This window comes from Streptomyces sp. NBC_00012, from assembly GCF_045040875.1.
GTDB lineage: Bacteria > Actinomycetota > Actinomycetes > Streptomycetales > Streptomycetaceae > Streptomyces.
In genome coordinates, this window is the sequence record NZ_CP108309.1 from 4,228,732 (window position 1) to 4,249,138 (window position 20,407).

General features: G+C 72.5%; 19 protein-coding genes and 1 pseudogene. 10 read left to right on the top strand and 10 right to left on the bottom strand.

Annotation, left to right across the window (positions count from 1 at the left end):
- Positions 1–248: 248 nt before the first annotated feature.
- Complete coding sequence (locus OHA19_RS19410; protein WP_405750927.1) at positions 249–1,472, bottom strand: serine hydrolase domain-containing protein; 1,224 nt, start codon at positions 1,470–1,472, stop codon at positions 249–251.
- Between the two features lie 53 nt (positions 1,473–1,525).
- Positions 1,526–2,749, bottom strand: coding sequence for a serine hydrolase domain-containing protein (locus OHA19_RS19415; protein WP_405714932.1), 1,224 nt, complete (start codon positions 2,747–2,749; stop codon positions 1,526–1,528).
- A 143-nt stretch (positions 2,750–2,892) separates the two neighbouring features.
- On the opposite strand from OHA19_RS19415, the gene OHA19_RS19420 reads away from it, so the two are divergent.
- Together OHA19_RS19420 and OHA19_RS19425 are read left to right on the top strand one after the other, a co-directional pair.
- Positions 2,893–4,134 carry a sensor histidine kinase gene (locus OHA19_RS19420; RefSeq protein WP_405750930.1) on the top strand — a complete coding sequence of 414 codons (1,242 nt, stop codon included), beginning with the start codon at positions 2,893–2,895 and terminating at the stop codon, positions 4,132–4,134.
- Complete coding sequence (locus tag OHA19_RS19425; protein ID WP_405714929.1) at positions 4,131–4,868, top strand: response regulator; 738 nt, start codon at positions 4,131–4,133, stop codon at positions 4,866–4,868. Before OHA19_RS19420 ends, OHA19_RS19425 begins: the two co-directional genes overlap by 4 nt.
- Before the next feature lie 18 nt (positions 4,869–4,886).
- On the opposite strand, the gene OHA19_RS19430 is transcribed toward OHA19_RS19425, so the two are convergent.
- Positions 4,887–6,296, bottom strand: coding sequence for an oxygenase MpaB family protein (locus OHA19_RS19430; RefSeq protein WP_405721692.1), 1,410 nt, complete (start codon positions 6,294–6,296; stop codon positions 4,887–4,889).
- A 98-nt stretch (positions 6,297–6,394) separates the two neighbouring features.
- Positions 6,395–7,084 (bottom strand): polyprenyl diphosphate synthase, encoded by a 690-nt coding sequence (gene uppS, locus OHA19_RS19435; protein WP_405721690.1) that lies wholly within the window; start codon positions 7,082–7,084, stop codon positions 6,395–6,397.
- 1,154 nt (positions 7,085–8,238) lie between these two features.
- On the opposite strand from uppS, the gene OHA19_RS19440 reads away from it, so the two are divergent.
- Positions 8,239–8,736 (top strand): SigE family RNA polymerase sigma factor, encoded by a 498-nt coding sequence (locus tag OHA19_RS19440; RefSeq protein WP_405714925.1) that lies wholly within the window; start codon positions 8,239–8,241, stop codon positions 8,734–8,736.
- Between the two features lie 48 nt (positions 8,737–8,784).
- On the opposite strand, the gene OHA19_RS19445 is transcribed toward OHA19_RS19440, so the two are convergent.
- Positions 8,785–9,117, bottom strand: a complete 333-nt coding sequence (locus OHA19_RS19445; protein ID WP_405714923.1) for a hypothetical protein — start codon at positions 9,115–9,117, stop codon at positions 8,785–8,787.
- A 211-nt stretch (positions 9,118–9,328) separates the two neighbouring features.
- Between OHA19_RS19445 and OHA19_RS19450 the strand changes: the two genes are divergently transcribed.
- Entirely contained in the window at positions 9,329–10,570 is a 1,242-nt protein-coding gene (locus OHA19_RS19450; RefSeq protein ID WP_405714921.1) for a mannosyltransferase family protein, read from the top strand.
- 63 nt (positions 10,571–10,633) lie between these two features.
- Here OHA19_RS19450 and OHA19_RS19455 read toward each other — a convergent pair whose 3' ends face one another.
- From OHA19_RS19455 to OHA19_RS19465, 3 genes and pseudogenes are all read right to left on the bottom strand, one after another.
- A complete protein-coding gene (locus OHA19_RS19455) occupies positions 10,634–10,825 on the bottom strand; it encodes a hypothetical protein (RefSeq protein ID WP_405714919.1) in 192 nt (63 codons plus the stop codon).
- Entirely contained in the window at positions 10,822–11,337 is a 516-nt protein-coding gene (locus OHA19_RS19460; protein WP_405753280.1) for a carboxylesterase family protein, read from the bottom strand. Before OHA19_RS19460 ends, OHA19_RS19455 begins: the two co-directional genes overlap by 4 nt.
- A pseudogene (locus OHA19_RS19465) lies at positions 11,314–11,445 on the bottom strand (carboxylesterase family protein); the annotation flags it as partial. The pseudogene OHA19_RS19465 and the gene OHA19_RS19460, both read right to left, overlap by 24 nt.
- Before the next feature lie 176 nt (positions 11,446–11,621).
- Here OHA19_RS19465 and OHA19_RS19470 point away from each other — a divergent pair.
- The 6 genes from OHA19_RS19470 to OHA19_RS19495 all read left to right on the top strand — a co-directional run bounded on the left by OHA19_RS19470 (position 11,622) and on the right by OHA19_RS19495 (position 18,576).
- Positions 11,622–12,296 (top strand): hypothetical protein, encoded by a 675-nt coding sequence (locus tag OHA19_RS19470; protein ID WP_405714918.1) that lies wholly within the window; start codon positions 11,622–11,624, stop codon positions 12,294–12,296.
- A 133-nt stretch (positions 12,297–12,429) separates the two neighbouring features.
- Positions 12,430–12,666, top strand: coding sequence for a ferredoxin (locus OHA19_RS19475; protein ID WP_405714916.1), 237 nt, complete (start codon positions 12,430–12,432; stop codon positions 12,664–12,666).
- Positions 12,656–14,050 carry an NAD(P)/FAD-dependent oxidoreductase gene (locus tag OHA19_RS19480; RefSeq protein ID WP_405750933.1) on the top strand — a complete coding sequence of 465 codons (1,395 nt, stop codon included), beginning with the start codon at positions 12,656–12,658 and terminating at the stop codon, positions 14,048–14,050. Before OHA19_RS19475 ends, OHA19_RS19480 begins: the two co-directional genes overlap by 11 nt.
- A 21-nt stretch (positions 14,051–14,071) precedes the next feature.
- Positions 14,072–15,307: a cytochrome P450 gene (locus OHA19_RS19485; protein WP_405714913.1), complete on the top strand. Its 1,236-nt coding sequence runs from the start codon at positions 14,072–14,074 to the stop codon at positions 15,305–15,307.
- Positions 15,308–15,335: 28 nt separating this feature from the next.
- The gene (locus tag OHA19_RS19490; protein ID WP_405714911.1) at positions 15,336–17,096 is read left to right on the top strand and encodes a PucR family transcriptional regulator; all 1,761 of its coding nucleotides are present in this window, start codon (positions 15,336–15,338) and stop codon (positions 17,094–17,096) included.
- Positions 17,097–17,229: 133 nt separating this feature from the next.
- Entirely contained in the window at positions 17,230–18,576 is a 1,347-nt protein-coding gene (locus OHA19_RS19495) for a diaminopimelate decarboxylase (RefSeq protein WP_405714909.1), read from the top strand.
- A gap of 110 nt (positions 18,577–18,686) precedes the next feature.
- On the opposite strand, the gene OHA19_RS19500 is transcribed toward OHA19_RS19495, so the two are convergent.
- Positions 18,687–19,430, bottom strand: a complete 744-nt coding sequence (locus OHA19_RS19500) for a discoidin domain-containing protein (RefSeq protein WP_405714907.1) — start codon at positions 19,428–19,430, stop codon at positions 18,687–18,689.
- A 443-nt stretch (positions 19,431–19,873) separates the two neighbouring features.
- Positions 19,874–20,407 carry a phage tail protein gene (locus OHA19_RS19505; RefSeq protein WP_405714905.1) on the bottom strand — a complete coding sequence of 178 codons (534 nt, stop codon included), beginning with the start codon at positions 20,405–20,407 and terminating at the stop codon, positions 19,874–19,876.

Here is a 20,407-nt window from a genome sequence, read left to right on the forward strand (position 1 = left end):
CTCAGTTCTGGTCTCATTCGCCTACATTCAGCCGCGTCCGGACGCCGCTGAACAGTCCACTCCGCCCCAGGTCAGGACGCCCCCGTCCCTCCCCGAACTCCCAAACGAACACCTGGAAAGCGTGTTGGGGGCAACCCCTCACGAGTTCGAATCTCGTATCCTCCGCCATTGCTCTCACCGGGCAATACGTCGAAGGGCCCCGCAGCTTGCTGCGGGGCCCTTCGACGTTCGTGGTCCTCGGCCGGGATTCAGCGGCACAGGGCGGTGTCCACGGTGTGCTCGAGGTTCCTCCGGTCCGCTTCGTCGGTGAGTTGCATGGTGACCGCGACGCCGGCGGCTCGGCCGTCGTCGGTGGCGCCGCCCCGGGTCTCGTACCCCGGGAAGCTGCCGCCGTGGCCCCAGGAGAGGCCGCCGCACGGCAGTGGCCTGCTGACGAGGCCGAGTCCGTAGCGGGCGCGGGGGCCGAAGGTCGCTTCGGCGGGGACGGTGGAGCGCATCTGGGCGAGCTGGGCCGGGGGAAGGAGGCGGCCGGCCAGGAGTGCGCTGAAGAAGCGGTTGAGGTCGGAGCCGGTGGAGATCAGCTGGCCTGCCGCCCAGCCCCAGGAGGGGTCGGTCTCCGTGATGTCGCGCAGCGGCGCGTCCGCCGATTCCCGGTAGTAGCCGTGCGGGTGGGGCTCCCGGATGCCCGCGTCACCGGGGGCGGGGAAATAGGTGTGGCGCAGCCCGATGCGCTTGATGACGCGCCGGTCGATCTCCTTGGCCAGCGGGTGGCCGGTGACCTTCTGGACGATCAGGCCGGCGAGCACGTAGTTGGTGTTGCTGTACTTCCAGCTCGTCCCGGGGTCGAAGTCGGCCGGGTGCTGGAGGGCCGTGGCGAGCAGTTCGCGGGGGGTGTAGTACCGGACGTCGTCCCCGAGGTAGTCGCTGTAGTTGGGGAGTCCGCTGGTGTGCTGGAGGAGCTGGCGGACGGTGATGCGGCGCCCGTCGATGCCGTCCCCGCGGACCAGGCCGGGCAGGTAGGTGTCGACGTCGGCGTCCAGGTGCACCCTCCGCTCCGCGACGAGTTGGAGTACGACGACCGCGACGAAGGTCTTGGTGTTGCTGCCGATCCGTACCTGCCCGTCCTTGGGCACCTTCGAGCCGGTGGCCAGGTCGCCGACTCCCGCGGTGTAGGAGCGGGTGCGGCCGTTCCGGTCCTTGACGCTCGCCAGCGCGGCGGGCATCCCGTCGTCACGCACCAGCGTGTTCAGAGCCCGCTGGACGGCGTCGGGCCCGAGGGAGGTCACGGAATCCGGGGCGAAAGAGACGGAGGAGACGGAGGAGGCGGAAGAGGCGAAGGAGGCGGGCGGGGCGAGTGCGCCCAGTGTCATGACACCGATGGCCACCGCGGCCGCGGCCGACACGGCCCGCCGCCGCTTGCCACCACACTGCCGGGTCGAGGAACGAAGGCCCTGCCGGGTCCGAGCACGCATGAGTCAACTCCTGAAGAATCGTAGGACGGTCGTCCGGGTCGCGGGTGCGTGAGTCATCCGCACAGGGCCCTGTCCACGGCGTCCTTCACGTGCTGCACGGCCGCCTCGTCCGTCGGGATGCTGGTGACCGTGATGTTGACGGCGCGGCCGTCCTCGGTGACTCCGCCCCGGGTCTCGTATCCCGGGATGTCTCCGCCGTGGCCCCAGTACACGCCGCCGCACGACAGCGGCCTGCTCGTGAGTCCCAGCCCGTAGCGGAGGCCGGAGGTCCCGGCGGGGACGGTCGTGCGCATCTGGGCGAGCTGGGCCGGGGGAAGGAGGCGGCCGGCCAGGAGTGCGGCGAAGAAGCGGTTGAGGTCGGAGTCGGTGGAGATCAGCTGGCCTGCCGCCCAGCCTGCGGAGGGATCGGTGTTCGTGAAGTCGCGCAGCGGTCCGTCCGCCGGGTTGCGGTGGTAGCCCTGGGGGTGCGGCTCCCGGATGGTCATGTCGCCGGGAGTGGGGAAGTACGTGTGGCGCAGCCCGATGCGCTTGATGACGCGCCGGTCGATCTCCTCGGCGAGGGGACGGCCGGTGACCTTCTGGACGATCAGGCCGGCCAGGACGTAGTTGGTGTTGCTGTATCCCCACGTCTCGCCCGGAGCCGCGTCGGCCTTGTCCCGGAGAGCGATGTCGAGGAGTTCGCGCGGTTCGAAGTACCGGTGCCTGAGCTCGTCGTCGTCGATGTGAATGCCGTACTCGGGGAGTCCGCTGGTGTGCTGGAGGAGCTGGCGGACGGTGATGCGGCGCCCGTCGATGCCGTCCCCGCGGACCAGGCCGGGCAGGTAGGTGTCGACGTCGGCGTCCAGGCCGACCTTCCCTTCGCCGACCAGCTGCAGCACCACGACCGCCGTGAACGCCTTGGTGTTGCTGCCGATCCGTACCTGCCCGTCCCTGGGCACCTTCGAGCCGGTGGCCAGGTCGCCGACTCCCGCGGTGTAGGAGCGGGTGCGGCCGTTCCGGTCCTTGACGCTCGCCAGCGCGGCGGGCATCCCGTCGTCACGCACCAGCGTGTTCAGAGCCCGCTGGACGGCGTCGGGCCCGAGGGAGGTCACGGAATCCGGGGCGAAAGAGACGGAGGAGACGGAGGAGGCGGAAGAGGCGAAGGAGGCGGGCGGGGCGAGTGCGCCCAGTGTCATGACACCGATGGCCACCGCGGCCGCGGCCGACACGGCCCGCCGCCGCTTGCCACCACACTGCCGGGTCGAGGAACGAAGGCCCTGCCGGGTCCGAGCACGCATGAGTCAACTCCTGAAGAATCGTAGGATGGTCGGGGCACGATCCTGGTTTCCAGGGCCCCTTGACCGCATCGCGGCAAGGCGGGAGAAATCGCTCCCCCGATCGGGGGAGGCTGCCGGTGGGCTGCCCGGCGATACTGGCGCCCATGATCAGGGGAATCAGGCCGCTGCTGCGCGGCTCCACGTATTCGGGTGTGCTGTTCGCCTACTGCGGGGCGCTGGCGAGCCTTCCGCTGCTGCCTTTCGCCCTGTTGCCCGCGCTGTCGTGGCCGTCCGCACCCGAGAGCGTGCAGATCGCCCTGGTCCTGCTGGTCTGGGCGGCGCTGGTCGGCTCGGCCGGGCTGGCGCGCCCCGTACGGCGGGCGCTGGTCGCATCCGCCCGCCGGCTGCTACAAATACCGCTGCCGAATCCGGTGGCCGGCCGCCGGACCTCCGGATCACCCGGTCTCGACCGCTGGCGGACCCCGGTCTGGCTGGTGCTGCACGTGGCCGTCGGGTGGACGGGGGCACTGGCGAGCGGGGTGCTGTTCATCATGGGCCTCGCCCTGCCGGGGAACTGGCTCGGCGGCGAGGCGCGGGTGAGTCTGTTCGGCACGTCGCTCCAGGCGTCGGGCGGGTGGAGCTGGGTGGTGGCACCCGTGTTCATCCTGCTGGCGGTGGCCATCTGCGTACTGGTGACGAAGACACTGCGGTGGTCGGCGCCACGGCTGCTGGGGCCGTCGGCGGCCGAACGGCTCGCGCTGGCCGCCGAGCGGGAGATGCTGCTGGCCGAACGCAACCGGATTGCCCACGAGTTGCACGACTCGATCGGGCACACGCTGACGGCGGCCACCATCCAGGCGGCGGTGGCGGGCGAGGTGCTCTCCACAGACCCGGCCACGGCGCGGGCCGCCATGCGCAGCATCGAGGAGTCGACGCGGGCCGCGCTGGAAGACCTGGACTACGTACTCGGAGTGCTGCGCGAGGAACAGTCGGGGACGGCACCGACGCGGACCCTGGCCGACCTCCCCGGGCTGCTGGACCGTCTGCGGCACGCGGGGGCGGTGGTGGAACCGGAGCTGTCGGGCGAGTTGACGCAGGTGCAGGGAACGCTCTCCCGGGCGGCGTACCGGATCCTCCAGGAGGGGCTGACGAACGCGCTGCGCCACGGGGCGGGCGGCCCGATCAGGATCGAGGTGGCGGCCGGGCCGGACGCGCTGGATCTCACGGTGGTCAACCGGACCGGGGCACGGACGGACCCGGGCCCGGGGGCCTTCCCGGCCTCCGGCCACGGTCTGTCCGGCCTGGCCGAGCGCGTCCGGCTGCTGCACGGTGAGTTCCGGGCCGGCCCCGACGGGACGCAGCACTGGCGGCTGGCCGTCCGGCTGCCGGTGCGGGTGTCGACGTGAGTGGATCCGGCGCGGACGAAGGAAAGGCCCTCCCTGCCGCCACCGGCCCCACCGTCGCCCTCCCCACCGCCACCGACCCCGCCGTCAGCCTCCTGATCGCCGACGACGACGAGGTGACCCGCAGCGGCCTGGGCATGCTGCTCGCCGCGCAGCCGGGGATCACGGTGGTCGGTCAGGCCGCCGACGGCGTCGAGGCGGTCGAACGCGCACGCAGCCTGCGGCCGGACGTGGTCCTGATGGACGTCCGGATGCCGCGTCGCAACGGGATCGAGGCCACCCGCCAGCTGCTGGCCGAATCGGCCGCCCCACCGAAGGTCGTGGTGATCACCACCTTCGAGAACGACGGGTACGTCACCGCCGCCCTCAGCGCGGGCGCCAGCGGCTTCGTCCTCAAACGCCTCCCGGTCCCCCGGATCGCCGAGGCGGTCCGGGTGGTGGCGGCGGGCGAAGCGGTCCTCTTCCCGGCCGCACTGGGCCGCATGGTCGCCGCCCGCCCGCTGGGCTCCGCCGAGGCCCTGCCGCAGGCCGGCCTGACCGGACGGGAGGAGGAGGTGCTGCGCCTGATGGCCACCGGCCTCTCCAATCCGGAGATCGCGCAGTCCCTCACGGTGAGCCTGGAGACGGTCAAGACCCACGTCGGAAACGTACTGCCCAAGCTCGGCGCGCAGAACCGGACCCACGCGGTGGTGATCGCGTACGAGTCCGGCCTGATGGTCCCGGGCTTCACCGGCTGACCGGCGCCCCGAGGTGTCCTACGCGTCGGCGAGCAGCGGGTCGTAGGCGGTCGAACGCCGGCGGCTCGACATGAAGGAAAGGAAGTCCTTCACGAACGCGCTGCGGGAGTACCTCGCGTCCGCGTCGGACACCGTGCGCCCGAACCCGGTCCGGAACAGCGCACGGTACTCGTCCGCGTCGATGAACTGGTCGCCGTCCGCGTCGGTGACGTCGAAGAGCACGTCGGCGACCCTGATCAGCGCGGGCCCGGCGAGTGAGGGAACGGCGGCGGCGTACTCCTCCTTGCTGATGCGGCCGTCACCATCGATGTCGAGGGCCGCCTGGAGCTCCCTCCACCACTCGGCGTACGCGTTGTAGAGCTTGGTCTCCTCCGGTTCGTCCAGGTCGAGACGGGAGGACAACTCCCTTGCCATGGCAGCGAGATCGGGCCAGTCCAGGTAACCGTCGCCGGTCTGGTCCAGCACTGCGGTGAAGAATTCATCGGCGCTGCGCCGCTCCCCGGTCTCCTCGGCGCGACCGTGCTGCCCGGTAATCGGCGTGACCAGCCGGAACAGGGCACCGGCCTGCTTCATCCGGCCACGCAGCGCGGCGAGCGCCGCGGCCCCATGGGCGTCGCTGTCCGAGGACGGGCGGAGCAGGCCGGCGAGACTCTCGGTCCGGATCCAGTCGGTGGGCAGGAAGCGTGCCAGGCCGGCGGCCATGTAGACGCTCTGCATCAGCATCTGGGCACCGGGGGTTTCGGGCAGACCCGCCCGTCGGCGGAAGGGCTCGGGGAGAGACGCCACGGTGATCGTGCCGATGACAGGGCCCGCGAGCGCGCGGCCCGCCGCCCACGCGGTGGGCAGGCCGTCCAGCAGGGGCGGCGCCGGGAGATGGTCGAAGAGCTTGTAGAGGATGATGCGCAGCGCTTCGGTGTTCTCCAGTTCCTCATGGACCATGTGGTCGTAGTACTGCCAGAACTCCTGCACCGTGGGCGGCAGATGGCCGGCCCCGTCCCCCAGGGCCGCGAGGAATGCCTGGTATTCGGCGTAGAGCCGTTCCATGGTGGTCCGGTCGAGCGGCTGCCCGCTCAGCCGGCACATGGTGACGGAGCTCTCGAAGAGCGTCGCGACCACCCAGGCCCGGACCTGGGGGTCCATCGCGTCGTAGGGCCGGTGCTGCGCGTCGGTGCCGCTCAGCCGCGCGTGCAGGCGGTTCAGCCGCGCCGCCTCCCTCTGCCGCTGGTGCTCGTCGGCGCCGAACATGCGCTGCAGGCTCACGAGGGTGTTGCTCAGCCGTCGCCACGGGTGCGCCACGAACGTCGAGCTGTCGATCAGGGCCGCACCGATCTGCGGGTGGGCGGCCTCCAGCACCGTGGCCCTGATCACGGCCAGTCCCCAGCGTGGATCGTTGAAGAACCGGTGGAACTGGGAGTCGGGACCGAACAAGGATCCGGGCGGTACGTCGGGTGCCGGTCGTGCGGGGCCACCGTGGTGGTCGGCGGCGTCGGAATGGGTGTGCCCGGGGTGGCTGCTGCCTGGGTCCGTCACGGCTGGGGTTCTCCGTTCGCGTGCGGCGTCACGCCGCCGAAGCGGCGATCGCGTTGCTGGTAGGCGTGCAGGCACTCCACGAAGTGCGGCGCGCGGAAGTCGGGCCAGAGCACCGGCGGAAAGGTCCACTCGGCGTAGGCCACCTGCCAGAGCATGAAGTTGGAGATCCGCTGTTCGCCGGATGTCCGGATGACGAGGTCCACATCGGGTGTGTCGGAAAAGGGCAGATGAGCGGCGAAGTGCCGCTCATCGACGGCATCGGCCGACACCCCGCTGCGGATGAGGGACCGTGCCGCCTCGACGATGTCCCTGCGTCCGCCGTGGTCGAACGCAACCGTCAGCGTCATGCCTCGGTTCGTGTCGGTCAGCGTCATCAGGTCGGCGAAGTCCCTGGCCAGCGGCGCGGGAATCCTAGGGTCCGTCACTCCGAGGAACCGGCAGCGGATGCCGCGGGCGTGCAGCAGCGGGGCGTGCTTGCGTACCACGCGGCGCACCAGTTGCATGAGGAAGTCGACCTCGCTGCTCGGGCGTCGCCAGTTCTCGGTGGAGAACGCGTACAGGCTCAGCCACTCCACGCCCGCCGTCCGCGCCGCCTCGATGACGTCGATCACCGTTGTTTCCGCCGCCCGGTGACCCGACGTACGCGGCAGGGACCGCCGTGCCGCCCACCGGCCGTTCCCGTCCATCACGCACGCGACATGGCGCGGAACACCTCTGCGCCGGTCCTCATCGGCCGGGCGACCCGGATGCGTACGGTCCAACGGCGGGGCAGACGTGCCATCGGCTCCTTCGACCGTCATGCGTGCTCCCCCGGCTGCCACGGCGCAGTCCCCTCCGACTCGCACCCACCCACTCGGCACCACTCCCCCGGCCGCGCGTCACCGTGGCACCGGACGGTGCGCGGATCGACACTCAGCAGGGTGCCGGTGCCCGGCCCCGGACACATGGCGATCTCCGCATATTCACCTTCAGTACGTCAGTCCGATTTAACGACCCCGTGGCGCGGTCACCAGTACGGCTCAGGAGAGCTCTGTGGACGATGAGGCTGCCGTGGAGCGCCCCCCGCCCAGTCCGGGGCCGTCCGGATCCGCCGCGGGCTGCTGCGGGCTGCTGCGGGGCGGGTGTGTCCTGTGTCGAGCGGAGCAGGGCGGCGATGAGAACGGCCGCGCCCGCCGTCAGGACGACGCAGGCCACGGCGGCGATCCGCATCTCCCGGGCGAAGGCGTCGAAGGCCGCGTCCCGAAGGGCGTCGGCGGGGCCGGCCGGGAGGGCGGCGGCTGTGTCGACGGAGCCGCCGAGGGTGCTCTCGGCTGCCTCCGACTGCTCGGGCGCGCCTCGGGGCGGTGTGGACCTCGGGGATCCGCAGCTCACCGCCCGTGCCACTCCGTCGGCCGTCCGCCGGTGCTGCGGACAGCAAAGGCGCGCCGGGGGCGATGGGCCCGCCCGGCGCGTTCGCGGAGGTGCACACATGCAGTCCCCGGTAGTCCTTCTCGGTGCCGGGGCTTTCAACCGTCGCTGAAAGCTCTGGTGTCCGGAGGAGCTGCCGGGGGCCTGGCCAGAGCCAACGAGGGGTCACTCGGGTCGGCGGACGTCTCCGCCGACGGGTGCGGCTCGCTCTGGTTTTCTGGTGTATTGATAATTTTCCTCCATATTTCTCACTGGTCAAGGGTTTGCCGCCTATTTCTCTGGCACGCCTGGATGCCGGGGGGCAGAGCTTCCGACGCACCCCGGGCCTAGTCCGTGTGATCACCGTCACCCGATTTCTTCGGGTTCCGTGTCGTCCGGATGAGGGGCGTCGGGCGTATGCCCGGTGAGACCGAGGAGATCCAGGAGTTGTTTGTTGACCGTCGAGGAGTTCGAAGAGTTCTACGCGCAGACGGCTGCCCGGCTGACGGGGCAGTTGTTCGTGATGCTCGGCGACCAGCACGAAGCGCAGGACGTGGTGCAGGAAGCATTCGTCAAGGGGTGGAGCCGGCGGCGTCAGCTCGATCGTGACGGGCAGCCCGAGGCGTGGATCCGCACGGTCGCCTGGCGGCTGGCGGTGAGTCGGTGGCGGGGGCGGCGGCGGGCGGCGGATGCCTGGCGGCGCAGCGGTGCGCCTCCCCATACGGAGGCGCCCGGGCCGGAGACGGTGGCCCTGGTGGAGGCGTTGCGGGAGCTGCCGTCCAAGCAGCGCCGCACGTTGGCGCTGCACTACGTCTGCGATCTGACCGTCGAACAGGTCGCCGCGGAGACCGGCCTGGCGGCCAGCACCGTCAAGACACATCTGGCCCGGGGCCGGGCCACGCTCTCTCATCGTCTGCAGGATCCGCGTACCGAGGAGGGGCCCTGTGTCTGAACCCCAAGACCCGCTGAGGTCGCTGTTCAAGGAAGCCGCCGCCGCCGGTCAGTCGCGGGCGCGTTCCGCGCCGCCGTCGTACATCACCGAGCGCGGCGAACGCGTACGCAGGCGCCGGATTGTCGCGCTGGCCGTGGGGGCCTGTCTGGTCTTCTCCGGTACGGGTGCGGCTGTGGCCACGCTGCTGCCGGACAGCAGGAATACCACCGTGCCGGCCACCACCCCGTCGCCCGTTCCGTCGCCCCGGCTCTCGCCGGTTCCCTCCACGTCAACGCCCGGCGCGCCCCGGACCAGTCCGCCGCCGACGCACACGCCCTCCTCCGGTGAGAGCGAGAGCGTGAGCCCGTCGGGGTCGAGGACCGCTCCCAGCCGGAGCATCACGCTGCCGCCTCCCTGATCCCTTCTGCCGGGATTCCCGGCGTCCGCGGCCCCGTCCCCGGCCACGGCCCCGTCCCCAGTGGCCTCCATCCGGGCGTTCGGCGTGCGCGGGATCGAAGCGGAAGAGCCAGGTGAACGAGGCGAACCAGGTGGGTCAGAGGGATCAGGTGAATCAGGTGAATCAGGTGAATCAGGTGAATCAGGTGACTGTGCAGTGAGTCTTTCGATCCCGCAGCGGGAGCGTCCCCGGGTTGCCGGCACCGGCGGCCTCGGGGCGGCTCGTCCTGTCCCGAGGGCGGTGCCGGGGCCTCCCGGCCGGCGGTTCCCGCGGATCGGGGCCGCCGACCGCGAGGTGCTGTGGCTGTATCTGCTGACCCGGGCCGGGATCTGGACCACCGCGTACTGCACCCGGTGGCTGTTCCCCGACGACGGGCGGGCCCGCCACGCCGGTTCGTTCTTCTCCTCGTGGCAGCGGTGGGACTGGTGGCACTACCTGCACATAGCCCAGTCCGGTTACTTCCCGGACGGGACCGGTCCCTGGACGGCCGGCTGGGACAACAGGGAGGCATTCTTCCCCGGTTTCCCGTTCCTGCTGCGGGCCGTCCACGTCGTCGTCCCCAGCTGGCCCGCCGCCGGTGCGCTGATCTCGTTCGTCGCCGGAGGGGTCGCCGTACTGGCCCTCGCCAGGATCGCCCGGCCGCACGTGTCGCAGGACGGTGCGGGGCCGCGCGCGGCGCTGTTCTTCCTGCTGTCCCCGTGCGCGGTCTTCCTCGCCGCCGGCTACACCGAGGCGCTCTTCCTCGCCTTCGCCCTCCCGGCCTGGCTGGCCGCCCAGCGGCTCAACTGGCCGCTGGCGGCCGTCCTCACCTGCCTGGCCACCACCGTCCGGGTCAGCGGGCTCTTCCTCGCGGCGGCCCTCGCGGTCCACTTCCTCGTGACCGCCCGCACCCCCGCCCACTGGCGCCGGCTCCCCTGGCTGGCGCTGCCCGCCCTGCCGCCGCTGCTCCACAGCTGGTACCTGCACGCGCACACCGGTGACTGGATGGCGTGGAAACACGCCGAGGAACGCGGCTGGTACCGCGACTTCCACGCCCCCTGGGAAGCGTGGCGGAACACCTGGCACGCCGCCTTCGGGCACTCCCAGGCCACCGGGTACGCCCTCATGTCGCAGGCCGAACTCCTCACCATGGTCGTCGGCCTGGTGCTGTGCGGCCTGCTGCTCCGGCGGCGGCGCTGGGCGGAGGCGGCGTACATCGCGCTCAGCCTGTGGGCGCTGGGCACGTCCTACTGGTACACCTCCATTCCCCGGGCGACCTTGCTGTGGTGGCCCCTGTGGACCGGGCTCGCCGCCTGGAGCCTGCGGCGACCGCGCGTCCGGACCGTCTACCTCACCGTCGCGGCGCCCCTGACGACCATCGTCGCCGTCACCTTCCTCTCCGGACGGTGGGCCGGCTGAACCGCGCGGACCGGTCCGGCCGCCCCGGTCCGACCGGTCCGGCCCGACCGCGGTCAGCTGTGGTCAGCTGTGGTTCTTCCAGAACCGGTAGTGGTGGTCCCGTACGAAGTCCGCGCGCTGCCAGGTGTCCGAGGCCAGGGTCTGCACATGTCCGTCCGCGCCGCGGAAGCCGGGCCAGTCCGTCCGGCCCGACCCGGCGAAGCCCACCCAGGTGCTGATCATCCGGTCGCGGAACCCGGCCTGTCCGGCCTTCACGTCCTGGACAGGTCCAGGTCGAACAGGTAGGCCAGCTCGGACATGTGCTGGGCGCGCTGCTCGAAGCCCGGTGCCGGATACCCCCTGAACCAGGGTGTGCCGCGCTCGCTGAACTCGTACATACGGGTCGGCGTCCACTGCGCCAGCAGCCGGGCGGTGTCCAGCGTCGGCACCGACCACGCCGAGTCGGTACGGACCGCCGCCAGGGCTTCGCCGGCCGAGCCGAACGCGGACAGCGGGTAGCGCGCGAGCACGGCGTCGGCCCGGTCCCCGAACTGCTCGCGGACGGCGGGCTCGTACTCGTCCGGCTTCATGGGCGCACCCCCGGGCGCCAGCTCCTGGCCGAGGACCGCGCCGCGTTCCTCGTCGTGGTCGACGCCGACCAGCACCGGCACCCGGTTGAACCTCCCGGTGCGCAGCGCCTCGGCGGGGGACTCCTCCAGGCCGAGGCCGTCCGCGCCCTCGACGGCGGGACCGCTCAGGAAACCCATCACCCCCAGCCGGTAGTTCATCGACACGACGACCGCGCCCCCGGCGGCCAGCCGGTCGGGCCCGTACATCTCCCCGGTGCCGTACATCAGGCTGCCGCCGTGGATCCAGACGATCACCGGCCGCTTTCCGTCGGACTCGGCGGGCGCGCCGAGGGCCGGGCGGCCGGCCGGCGGGCCACCCGGCCGACCCGCGGCTCACCCTCCCGCCCGGTCCGGGTGGCACCGGGCGCCGTGCGGGGGCTTGCTGGTCCCGGGGGCGTCGGGCCGGCGACGGCCCCGGAGCCGGAGGAGGCGAACGACCGCCCATGGAGCCGCGACGGAAGACGCGACCGGATACGCGGGGCCGGGCTCTGCGCACTCCGCGGGCCGCGGGAACGGCCGGGGTCGTCTTCGCCCTGCTGCTCGCCGCCGCCATCGTCATGATCCGGCTGGCGATTCCGTCCGAACCGGGCAAGGGCTCCGGTGAGTGGCTGACCGATCCCTCGCGCCGGCGCACCGTGCGGACGGCGCTCGAACTCGTCCCGTTCGCGGGCATCTCCTTCCTGTGGTTCATGGGGGCCGTGCGCGCACGCATCGGGGACGCCGAGGACAAGTTCCTCGCCACTGTCTTCCTGGGCAGCGGCCTGGTCTTCGTCGCGACCCTCTTCGGAGCCACAGCGGCGGCCGGCAGCCTGCTGTCGACCAAGGGGGCCGACCCCGGGGGTCAACTGTGGGTGTTCGGCGGAAACTTCACGTACGGCCTGCTGACCACCTACTCGATGCGCATGGCCGCGGTCTTCGTCTTCTCGACCTCCGGCATCGCGCACCGGCTCGGCGTCCTGCCGCGCCCGCTCACGATTCTCGGCGCCCTCGTGGGCCTGACCCTGCTCTTCGCGGCGGGCAGCGTCGCCTGGTCCGAGCTGGTGTTCCCCGTGTGGGCCCTGGCCGTCGGCCTCCACATCCTCGTGGCCGGTGCGGCGGATCCGCCGGTCCGGCGATAACCCCATCGGCCCGGCGATAACTCCATCGGTCCGGCGATAACTCCATCGGTCCGCCTGTGCTCGCGGATCCGGAACGGCCCTCGCACGCTGGGGCGGGAGTGCTCGGAGTACTACTCGGAAGGGCGGCCCCTTGATGAGGCTTGTCGTCGATCTCAACCGGTGCCAGGGGTACGCACAGTGCGCCTTCCTGGCACCGGATGTCTTCGCCATGCACGGCGAGGAATCCCTCCTGTACAACCCGCACGCCGACGAGGCGCAGCGCGAGCAGGTGCTGCGTGCCGCCACCGCGTGTCCGGTGCAGGCCATCCTGGTGGAGTACCCGGACGAGCCACCGGCCGCGGCGGGAGAGGGGCTGTCCGGTGTCCGGTGACGGTGCTCTGGAGCGGCTGCGGCGCGAGGGGCGGATCGTGATCGTCGGCGCCTCGCTGGCGGGCCTGCGGGCCGCGGAGACCCTGCGGAAGGAGGGCTTCACCGGTTCGCTCACGCTGATCGGCGACGAGCCCCACGAGCCGTACGACCGTCCGCCGCTCTCCAAGCAGGTCCTGCTGGGCCACGCGTCCGCCGACCGCACCGAGCTGCCCCGGCTCCACGGGCTCGACGCGCAGTGGCGGCTCGGGGTCGCCGCCGCCGGGCTGGACATGGCGGCCAGGCGGGTGCGGCTGGCCGACGGCGACGAGGTGGAATACGACCGGCTGCTGATCACCACCGGTGTACGGGCCCGGCCGTGGCCGCATCCGGCGGAGGCCGGGCTGGACGGGGTCTTCGTGCTGCGCACCCGCGACGACGCGGCCCGGCTCCAGCGGCGGCTGGCCGCGTCGCCGCGCCGGGTGCTCGTCATCGGCGCGGGCTTCACCGGCTCGGAGATCGCCTCGGCCTGCCGCGAGCGCGGGCTGCCGGTGACCGTCGCCGAACGCGGGGCGTCACCCCTGGTGGGCGCGCTCGGCGGGGTGGTCGGCCAGGTGGCCGCGGAACTCCAGCTCGCGCACGGGGTGGACCTGCGCTGCGGAATCATGGTCACCGGTCTTGAGGGCGACTCGGCGGGCCGGCTGCGGCGCGCCCATCTGTCCGACGGCACCACCCTCGACACGGACGTCGCCGTCGTCTCGCTCGGCGCGACCCGGAACACCGAGTGGCTGGCCGGATCCGGGCTCGGCGCCGGTCCACGCGGAATCGCCTGCGACGCGGGATGCCGGGCCTTCGACGTACGCGGCATCGTGACCGACGACGTCTTCGTCGCCGGTGATGTCGCCCGGTCCCCGCACGCGATCTTCGGTTACCAGTTCCTCTCCCTGGAGCACTGGGGAAACGCCGTCACGCAGGCCGGGACCGCTGCGCACAACATGATCAGCAGCAGTTCCGAGCGCCGCCCCCATCTGTGGGTGCCGGCCTTCTGGTCCTCCCAGTTCGGGGTCAACATCAAGTCGGTCGGCGTCCCGTCGCTGGGCGAGGAGATCATCGTCGCCCAGGGCTCGCTCGCCGACCACCGCTTCACCGGTGTTTACGGGTACCAGGGCCGGGTCATCGCCGCGGTCTCCTTCGACCAGACGAAGTGGCTGGAGTTCTACCAGCGGCAGATCGAGACGGCCGCGCCGTTCCCCCCGGAGTACTCCTCGGTGGACCGCCGCCCCGAAGGCCTGCGGCCGGTCCCGGCCGACTTCCCGGACCCCTCTCTGCCCACCCACGGGCCGTCCGTCACCGTCAGCGGCTACTCACCCACCGACCAGCGGATCACCTTCAACCCCGCCCGGGCCTGACCCAGCAAGGATCCCGCCACCATGACGCAAGACACGCTCCTGCGGCAGATCATCGACTACGCCAACCGCGCCGACCCGTACCCGCTGTACACCGAGCTCCGCAAGAAACCGGTGCGGCAGGAGGGCGACGAACTGTTCGTCGTCAGCACGTACTGGGAGATCAAGAGCCTGCTGCACGATCCCCGGATCAGCTCGGACGCCCGCAACCTCTCCCCCGGCGCCTCGGGCACGCTGCTCCAGGAGGAGGAGGCCTCACCGCTGCCGCCCGCCTTCCTGCGGCTGGACCCTCCCGAGCACGACCGGCTGCGCCGGATGACGATGCGCCCGTTCGGGCCGCCGGAGACGCCCCGGCGCGTGGACGGCATGCGCGGCGAACTGGCCCGCATCGTCGACGGCCTCGTCGACGGGTTCGGGGACCGGAAACAGGTCGACATCGTCGACGACTTCTCGTACCCCTTCCCCGTCACCGTGATCTGTCGGCTGCTGGGCATTCCGCGCGAGGACGAGGCACGCTTCCACTCCTGGGCCGACACCATCGCCGCCGGACTCGACCCGGACCCGGGCGGGGACCCCGGTGCGCAGCGCCGCGCCACCCATGAGGCCCGCACCGAACTGGGGATGTACCTGTCCGGGCTCATCGACGAGCGCAGCGGCGCCCCCGGCGACGACATGCTCTCCGCGCTGGTCACCCAGCACGGCCCGGACGGGCAGATGTCCCGGATGGAGGTGCTCAGCACCGCCGCGCTGCTCCTGATCGCCGGTCACGAGACCACGGTCAACCTCATCACCAACGGGACGCTCACCCTGCTGCGCAACCCGGACGTCCTCGAACGGCTGCGCGACGACTCCCGGTTGGCCGTCCCGCTCGTGGAGGAGCTGCTGCGCTTCGAGCCGCCCGTGCAGTTGCTCCCGCAGCGCACTACCCTCGCGGACATCGACATCGCCGGCACCACCATCCCCAAGGGCGCCTCCGTCTGGCTGGTCCTGGCAGCCGGCAACCGGGACCCGAAGCGGTTCCCCGACCCGGACCGCTTCGACCCCGACCGGCCGGACATCCAGCACCTCGGCTTCGGCAGCGGCATCCACAACTGCTTCGGCGCACCCCTCGCGCGGCTGGAGGCCCAGCTCGCCCTGACCGCACTCGCCCAGCGGCTCGACGCCCCGCGGCTGGTGGAGGACCCGCCCCCGTACCGGCAGAACGCCGTGCTGCGCGGGCCCCGTCATCTGAACGTCTCGTTCGACGGGCTCCGTTCCTGAAGCCGGTCGTCCGGACGATGATGGGCGGATGCCGACGCACGAACCGGACCGGCGCGAGACCGGGCCCCCGCTGGAGCAGATCCTCGGGCTGATCGACCCCGGAATGCTCGATGTCGTCGTGGCGCCGCGCGGTACCGGTGTGCCGGTGACCGACGTGATGCTGCTCGACCCCGGCGAGGAGCGGGAGGGCGACGGCCCGGAGCCGGACGACCGCGCGGAACGGCTCGACGGTACGGAACGGCTCGACGGCGCGCGGGCGGCTGCCGGGCCGGTCCTGCTCGCGGTCGGTGTGGAGGTCTCCTCGCCCGAGGCGCTCGACGTGCTGCGCGCCGCCGACCGGGCCGGGGCGGCGGCCGTGGTGCTGCGGCGGGGCGCCCGGGGACCGCGGGCCGCGCTGCTGGAGGCGGCGGGCCGAGGGCGTACGGCGTTGCTGACCCGGCGGCCGGGGCAGGAGTGGACGGAGGTGCTCGGCCGGCTGCGGACGGCCCTGGCGCACAGCGCCCCGGCCGGAGCGGCCGGAACCGCCGGGGTGGGGGCGCTGCTCCTCGGCGACCTGTCCCACCTGGCCAACACGGTGGCGGACCTGGTCGGCGGAGCCATCACCATCGAGGACCCGCAGTCGCGTGTGCTGGCCTATTCACGGATGGACCACGAGCCCGATCCGATGCGCCGGCTGACGATCCTCGGCCAGGAGGTCCCACGCTGGCGGGTCGTGGAGCTCCGCGAGAGCGGCTTCTTCCGGGCGCTGTGGAGCACCGAGGACGTGGTGCGGCTGCCCGCCGACGAGCGGTACGCCGAACGGCTGGCCATCGCGGTCCGCCACGGGCCCGAGGTGCTCGGTTCCATCTGGGCCGCCGCCGACGGGCGGCCGCTCGCCGCGGACGCGGCGGCGGCGCTGCGCACCGCGGCGCGGGCCGCCGTACCCCATCTGTCCCACCATCAGACCTGGGGCCGGGCGGCGGCCAGGGCTCGGGAAGGGGCGGTGCACGCGCTGCTGAAGGGGAACGTCCGGTCCGCGCACGAGGCCGGGGTCGCGGCGGACCGGCCGTACGCGGTGGTGGTCGCGGAGGCGTACGACGTGCACGACATGCCCGACGGGCAGACCGGGTCCGCCGTCACCGCCGGGCAGCGAGTGCTGGATGTGCTCGCGCTCCAGGCCGCCGCGTACCGGCCGGGGTGCGTGACCGCGCGGTCCGGGCGGCGGCTGTACGTGCTGGTCCCGGCCGGGGACGGGGAGGCCGATCCGTCGCGCACCCTGCTGGCGACCGCGCGCTCGGTGCCGCGCGACGTGGTCCTCGCGGGCTCCGGACCGGTGGCGGCCGGGCTGTCGGGGCTGCCCGCCTCGCGGGAGGCCGCGGAGCTGGTGGTGCGGGTGCTGCGGGAACGGGCCGCGAGGCTGTCGGCCGGGAAGGTGGTGTCGGCGGTGGCGGCGTACGACGAGGTGGTCCCCGAGACGACGGTGCTCCGGCTGCTCGACCGGGTGGAGCCGTTGTGGGGGTCGCTGACGGGGCCCGTGCACGCGATGGTGGAGCACGACCGGGCGCACGGTTCGGCGTACGGCGACTCGGTCGCCGTGTACCTCGACGCGTCCTGCGACACGGGCACGGCGGCGCGGCGCCTCAATGTGCACCCCAACACCCTGCGGTACCGGCTGCGCCGGGCCCGGGAGCTGTTCGGCGTCGATCCGGCCGACCCCGCCGTCCGGCTCCTGGCGGAGATCGGACTGCGGCTCGCGGCCCGCCGGCCGCACGGCACGGGCCGTCGTTCGGGTGGCACGGACCGCCGCTGATCGTTCGGCTGTCCGGCAGGGCAAAGAATCCGGGCGGGCGTCGTCGTGTCGGTCGAAGACGCGCCGGGCCCCGCGCGCCGAAGCTGTCCTCATGTGACGGCGAGGCAGACGGAGGGATGTTGTGGTGATGGGCATGACTTCAGACTCGGCGGCCGGGCAGCGCGGTGACCGCCGCACGGCGGCGCTGGCGCGTGCCGTCGAGGACGGGCTGCTGGGTCCGCGGTCGCCGGTGGTCGGTCTGCTCGACGTGGACGGTGTACTCGCCGCGGTGGACGCGCTGAACGAGGCGTTCGAGGGGCCCGCCCCGGTGCTGCACACGTTCGCGGCCAAGGCGTGCGGCCTGGTGCCGGTGCTGCGGCTGCTCGCGGACGCGGGAATGGGGTGCGAGGTGGCCTCGCCCGGTGAGCTGGAGCAGGCCCTCGCCGCCGGGTTCCGGTACGACCGGCTGGTCTTCGACAGCCCCGCGAAGACGGTCGAGGAGCTGGAGTTCGCGCTCGCCCATGGCATCGCGGTCAACCTGGACAACTTCCAGGAGCTGGCCCGGGTGGACCGCCTGCTGGCCGGCCGGGAAGCCGCCGGACCCATCGGCCTCCGGGTGAACCCCCAGGTCGGGGCCGGGGCCATCGGCGCGATGAGCACCGCGACCGCGACCTCGAAGTTCGGCGTCGCACTGCGTGACCCGGGGGCCGTGGAAGCGGTGACCGAGGCGTTCGAGCGCCGCCCCTGGCTCAACCGGCTGCACGCGCACGTCGGTTCCCAGGGCTGCCCGCTGCCGCTCATCGCCGAGGGCATCCGCACGGCGTACGAGCTGGCCGAGCGGATCAACACCCGGCTGGGCCACGCCCGGATCACCGGGATCGACATCGGCGGCGGCCTGCCCGTCAACTTCGCCGACGAGGAGGACCGGCCCACGTACACCGACTACGTCGCCGGACTCCGCGAGACCGCACCGGGGCTCTTCGACGGCCGCTACACCCTGGTCACCGAGTTCGGCCGCTCGCTGCTCGCCAAGAGCGGAACGATCGGCACCGTCGTCGAGTACACCAAGTCCGCCGGCGGCCGGCGGATCGCGGTCACGCACGCGGGTGCCCAGGTCGCCACCCGTACCGTGTTCATGCCCGGCTCCTGGCCACTGCGCGTCGGGGTCCTCGACGCCGCGGGCCGCCCCAAGCAGGGCCCGCCCCAGGTCGTCGACATCGCGGGCCCCTGCTGCTTCGCCGGGGACCTCACCGCGACCGGGGCCGAGCTCCCCGCCATCGAGCCGGGCGACGTGGTGGCGCTGTACGACACCGGGGCGTACTACTTCTCCTCGCACTTCTCGTACAACTCGCTGCCCCGGCCGGCGGTGTACGGCTACCGCACCGACGCGGAGGGGCGGGTGCGGTTCGCGCTGGTGCGCGAGGCGCAGAGCGTGCGCGAGGTCGTCCAGGAGAGCGGTCTCGCGCAGGCGGACAACCTGGTGGCCCTGCGTACGGAGTGAGTCCTTCGCGGGGGCTGCGGTCTCGGGGCTACGGGCTCACGGACTGCGGGCTCAGGGCTACAGGCTCACGGACTGCGGGCTCAGGGCCTGCGGTCTCACGAGCCGAGGTCTCACGGCCTGCGGCCGAAGAACTCGATCTCGGCGACGGCGAGCCGTCGGCCGGGGCCCGCCCCGTACGTGCTGTCGGCCGTGAGCCGGGCCCTGACGATCTCCGAACCTCGCAGGTCGAAGGTCTGCTGGCCCGGCTGGTCCTTGACCCGCAGCTTCTTGCTGACACTGGTTCCGTCGGCGGAGGTGAGCACGACGGTGACCTTGGCCGGGCGGGCCTGGGTGAGGAACTCGTCCATCTTGGCCGACGTGCCCGAGAAGACGACCAGCTTCAGTACGCGTACCGGCTGCTCGAAGTCGCACTCCAGGTACTGGCCCACTCCGGTGTCGGGCCCGGCGGCCGAGGCCGCCCAGTAACGGTTGTTGAAGCCATCGAACGCCGCACCCGCCGGGTGCCCCGGGGCCGTGCTGGAGGCCCGGAACCGGGTCGGCGGCACCGCCTCCGGCGTCCCGGTCTCGTCCTTGGCGAAGCCGAACCAGCCGGACAGGTGCGGAAGGGCGAACCAGACGCCGCACGCGAGCACGATCAGCACGATCGGCAGTGCCAGACCGGGGCGGCGCCACAGCCGCCGCCTCGGCCGGGTGCCCGCGGTGGGCGCCTGACGCGGTCGCCGCCGGAAGATCCGGCGCCACCAGGGCGGCCGCACATCCGGCGGCGGGCCCGGGTCCAGGAGCAGCGCGCAGCGGATGCACAGGGTGCGGTCCGGGGCGTTCTCCGTACGGCAGTTGGGGCAGCGGACGGGCACTACGGGAGGCGGGCCCGAGGGTGTGTTCGCCGGGCCGGGCGGTACGTCGGGCAGCGCCTCGGGCCCAGGTACCGGCTCGCTCGTCTCGTCACCGGGGCGACGCGGGGCGGCGGTCGCGGCGACGGGGGACTGCGGGGAGGGCTCGGGCCGGGGCTGGAGGGTCGGTTGGGGCTGGGGAGTGGGGTGCGGCTGAGGATGGGGGGTCGGCTGAGGATGGGGGGTCGGCTGCGGCTGAGGATTCGGCTGAGGCTGCGGATTCTGCTGCGGATTCGGCCGGGGCGCGGGGGCGACCGGCGGAACGTGGGGATCCCAATGTGCCCGGGGCGGCCGGGTGGTGGAAGGCGCCGGGGTCCCGCTCTCCGGCTCCTCCCACTCCAGGAACGCCTGGCACGACGTACAGAACTGCGTCCCCGGAGCGTTGTTCTGCCCGCACGACTCGCAGATCACGAGACCTCCAGGTCGAAGCCCACATGCGCCGGTATCTCCGTACGGATCAGCTCCTCCAGCCGCACCCGGTCGACCTGGTACGGCTGCGCGGCCCGGACCCGGACCGTCACCCACGGCCGCGGGCCGCCCGGGAACCGGGTGTGCGGCGTCGTCGACCACGCCGTGCCGCCGCTCTCCACGATCTCCGGCTCGATCCCGGTCTCCAGGAACACCGCCTCCGCGAGACCGCGCCGGGTGCCCCGCCGGCTGTGCCGCTCGACCGCGCCGCGCACCGTCGCACGCCGCTGCTCGACCGGCTGGTCCGAGTGGGTGTCGACGGCCACCCACTGGGCCAGCCAGGCGAGGAAGTCCTCGGGCGCGCTGCGGGGGTCGAGGTGGGCGGGCAGATTGTCGATGGAGAGCAGGACCGGGGCGAGTACGTCGTCGAGCGCCGCGAGGAACCGCTGCAGGAAGTCCTGCTCCAGGTAGACCGCCGGGAGTTGTTCGATCAACGGGTGCGGTGTCGGCAGGCCGGTCACGGCTGTGCGCAT

Excerpts from the sequence above, each read along its gene's own strand:
- uppS (WP_405721690.1), bottom strand. The coding sequence starts at position 7,084 with ATGGACGGGAACGGCCGGTGGGCGGCACGGCGGTCCCTGCCGCGTACG.
- OHA19_RS19415 (WP_405714932.1), bottom strand. The coding sequence starts at position 2,749 with ATGCGTGCTCGGACCCGGCAGGGCCTTCGTTCCTCGACCCGGCAGTGT.
- OHA19_RS19490 (WP_405714911.1), top strand. The coding sequence starts at position 15,336 with ATGCCGACGCACGAACCGGACCGGCGCGAGACCGGGCCCCCGCTGGAG.
- OHA19_RS19495 (WP_405714909.1), top strand. The coding sequence starts at position 17,230 with ATGACTTCAGACTCGGCGGCCGGGCAGCGCGGTGACCGCCGCACGGCG.
- OHA19_RS19460 (WP_405753280.1), bottom strand. The coding sequence starts at position 11,337 with ATGAACTACCGGCTGGGGGTGATGGGTTTCCTGAGCGGTCCCGCCGTC.
- OHA19_RS19470 (WP_405714918.1), top strand. The coding sequence starts at position 11,622 with ATGGAGCCGCGACGGAAGACGCGACCGGATACGCGGGGCCGGGCTCTG.
- OHA19_RS19420 (WP_405750930.1), top strand. The coding sequence starts at position 2,893 with ATGATCAGGGGAATCAGGCCGCTGCTGCGCGGCTCCACGTATTCGGGT.
- OHA19_RS19410 (WP_405750927.1), bottom strand. The coding sequence starts at position 1,472 with ATGCGTGCTCGGACCCGGCAGGGCCTTCGTTCCTCGACCCGGCAGTGT.
- OHA19_RS19505 (WP_405714905.1), bottom strand. The coding sequence starts at position 20,407 with ATGCGCACAGCCGTGACCGGCCTGCCGACACCGCACCCGTTGATCGAA.
- OHA19_RS19475 (WP_405714916.1), top strand. The coding sequence starts at position 12,430 with ATGAGGCTTGTCGTCGATCTCAACCGGTGCCAGGGGTACGCACAGTGC.
- OHA19_RS19485 (WP_405714913.1), top strand. The coding sequence starts at position 14,072 with ATGACGCAAGACACGCTCCTGCGGCAGATCATCGACTACGCCAACCGC.